At 42.0% G+C, this 3,240-nt stretch carries 3 protein-coding genes; all 3 read left to right on the forward strand.

Translation table 11 applies throughout. The features are described 5' to 3' along the window. Window positions 1-13 precede the first annotated feature (13 nt). Window positions 14-562 (forward strand): sugar transferase, encoded by a 549-nt coding sequence (locus tag AB4653_RS25585; protein WP_102257563.1) that lies wholly within the window; start codon window positions 14-16, stop codon window positions 560-562. A gap of 315 nt (window positions 563-877) precedes the next feature. Then, on the forward strand, window positions 878-2,617 hold the full coding sequence (locus tag AB4653_RS25590) for an SLC13 family permease (protein WP_009847931.1): 1,740 nt from the start codon (window positions 878-880) through the stop codon (window positions 2,615-2,617). Window positions 2,618-2,635: 18 nt separating this feature from the next. Next, window positions 2,636-3,240 (forward strand): sulfate adenylyltransferase subunit CysD (gene cysD, locus AB4653_RS25595; RefSeq protein WP_372105628.1); only part of this gene is annotated, 605 nt, incomplete at its 3' end.

Consider the following 3,240-nt stretch of genomic DNA (forward strand, 5'->3'; position numbering starts at 1 on the left):
TAATAGGACTTATATTTTGATTCGTTTATTGGATTTCTTTTTTGCTCTCTTTGGTCTGTTGCTCCTGTGGCCAGTATTTCTCCTTATTTGTATCCTTGGTTACTTTGATACAAGGTCGCCTGTCTTTTTTCAAACGCGTGTAGGTCGTAACAAAAAACCTTTCACCTTGGTTAAATTCCGCACAATGCCTGTCGAAACAAAATCTGTCGCGACTCATTTAGTTGGAGCGAGTTCAGTGACCAAGCTCGGTGGATTCCTGCGTAAAACCAAGCTTGATGAACTGCCTCAGCTATACAACGTGCTTAAAGGTGAAATGAGTTTAGTTGGCCCAAGACCATGTCTGTTTAACCAACAAGAGTTGATTGATGAGAGAGAGTCGAGAGGAGTATTGTCGGTTAGGCCTGGTGTGACGGGATTGGCTCAAATCAATGATATCGACATGTCGACACCGAAAAAATTAGCGGAGTGGGATCAACGCATGATTAACACGTTGAATACTAAGTTTTACTTCCAATACATTATTCAAACAGTATTAGGTAAAGGCTCGGGCGACCGCGTTTAATTTTTCTCTTGCTTTCTTACGTATCTTTGACGTTTTTTAGAATCAGTCTTGTATTGTAAGAGGCTTAGGCAAGGGGCTAAACCTGTAGTGAATGTGGCTGTTTAGAGCGTAGGTTATTGAATGATAAGCACAACTTTAAGTAGCGAAGTCAGTGTTCGTTAGTGAATTTTAGTGTTGACGAGAGCCATGAACTGACACTTGTATTTCCCTGTTTTATGGTGTCACTATACTTAAGCCTATAACGTCACCATGATAGGCTGTTCTCTTTGGTGTTTGTATTCTCATACCTTAATTCGTTTATTTGGAGCATTGGTTTTGCTTGATTGGTTAATTAATCCTGCTGTTCAGGTACTTGGCTTATTCGTTGCAACAATTTGCGGCTTGATACGCTTTCAATCTCAGTCTGATAGAGTGTTTGGTGTATTGTTGTTAGTGCTTTTTACCAGCTCTCTTGTTACGACAGAGCAGGTTATCCAAAGCTTTTCAAATATGGGTTTATTAACTTTGATGCTGTTGGTTATTTGCTCTGTAGCATTAGAGAAAACGAAGCTACTAAGAGTAGTTACCAACTATGTTATTGGACCTAACTATCGTTTCACCTTGCTCAGGTTATTCAGCTTAACCACTTTTTCTTCAGCGATATTGAACAATACTGCGGTCGTTTCCACTATGTTGGCACCGATCCGCAACAACCCGCATCACAAAGCCAGTAAACTACTTATCCCTCTTTCTTATGCTGCCATACTGGGTGGAACCTTAACCTTAGTTGGAACGTCCACTAACTTAATCGTCAATAGTTTGGTTATCGACTCAGGTTTGCCCAGTTTGAGGTTTTTCGACTTTACCGTGGTGGGCTTATGTTTGGTTGTGGGTTGTGGGGTGCTTTTGTTTGCATTAAGCCCATTATTGCCAGAGTACGACAAGAACCAAGTTCAGATCCGTGATTATATTATCGATACTGAAGTCGCTTCAGATTCAGAGCTAATCGGAAAGTCTGTAGAGCAAAATGGTCTTCGACATTTAGAGTCGTTATTTTTGGTCGAAATATTGAGAGAGGGGCGCTTGATATCGCCTGTGACTCCTCAAGAGGTTATTGCACCCAATGATCGCTTGTTGTTTAGTGGTGACGTTAAGAAGATCACGATACTAAGGGAATTCAATGGGCTTTCTTTGTTTGCGAGTAATAGTGGCTTACCCCTTGATAATCTCTCCGAAGTGGTTATTAAACCGGAAAGTAACTTGGTCGGAAAAACACTTAAACATTCAGGCTTTCGTGCTTTGTTTGATGCTGCTGTCGTTGCGATTAAACGCGATGGGGTGGCGTTGTCGGGTAAGCTTGGTGAAGTGACGCTTGAGGCTGGTGACTACTTAGTGCTTGCAGTGGGAAACGATCACTATTCAAGAAATAATATCCGTAAGAATTTTTATTTATTGAGCGAAGTTGAAACGGATCAGTGCTTAAGTGGGTGGAGAGAAAAGCTGACTGTTGTTGGGTTTCTCGGTTCTATCTTGTTGGCGGCGTTAGGTGTTGTGTCTCTTTTTAAAGTGATGTTGATATTATTAGGTGCACTTTTGTTGTCTGGGTGTTTAACGGCTAATGAGGTTCTGCAGCGTTTACCTAAAAATGTTTGGTTAATTATATCCTCCGCCCTGCTCTTGTCTCAGGCTTTAACAAATAGTGGTGCTTTGGGTGGGCTAGAAACAATGGTTCATTCATATGATTATTTGTTTACTCCACTGACGGGCTTGATTGTTGTTTATTTGTTGGCGTGGTTAATGACAGAGTTGGTCACTAACAATGCGGCGGCTGCACTCGTACTTCCTATTGGAATCGAATTGGCTTCGAGTTTATCTGCAAACCCTCAAGCGTATATACTTGCAGTCGCGTTTGGTGCTAGCGCCAGTTTTATTAGCCCATATGGTTACCAAACTAACTTGATGGTGTTTAATGCGGGACAGTATAAGCTGCAAGATTTTGTGAAAGTAGGCGTACCGATGTGCCTGCTTTATGGCTTGATTGTGTTAATCGCAATACCTGCCTTTATTGGATTGTAATTTAAGGACTTCTTTGAAATGAATATTTCTTCAGAGCGTATGACTCATCTAAAGCAATTAGAAGCTGAGTCTATTCATATCATGCGTGAGGTTGCCGCTGAGTTTGATAACCCGGTAATGCTATATTCTGTCGGTAAAGATTCTTCGGTGATGCTCCACCTAGCACAAAAAGCATTTGCGCCAGCGACGCCTCCGTTCCCGTTAATGCACGTAGATACCACGTGGAAGTTTAAAGAAATGATTCAGTTTCGTGACTATATGGCGGAAAAAGTGGGTATGAAGTTGATTGTGCATCAAAACCCTGAAGGGGTAGAGATGGACATCAGCCCATTTGTCCATGGCAGCTCTGTACATACTGATATCATGAAAACCCAAGGCTTGAAGCAAGCTCTGGACAAGCATGGTTTTGATGCTGCATTTGGAGGCGCACGGCGTGATGAAGAAAAATCTCGCGCCAAAGAGCGTGTATATTCTTTCCGCGATGAACATCACCGCTGGGACCCGAAAAACCAACGTCCTGAGCTATGGAATGTGTATAACGGTAAAGTAAATAAAGGCGAGAGCATTCGTGTGTTCCCTTTATCAAACTGGACTGAGCTGGATATCTGGCAATACATCTACCT

Origin of the sequence: Vibrio sp. 10N.222.48.A3 (assembly GCF_041475345.1) — a bacterium.
Taxonomy (GTDB): domain Bacteria; phylum Pseudomonadota; class Gammaproteobacteria; order Enterobacterales; family Vibrionaceae; genus Vibrio; species Vibrio tasmaniensis_A.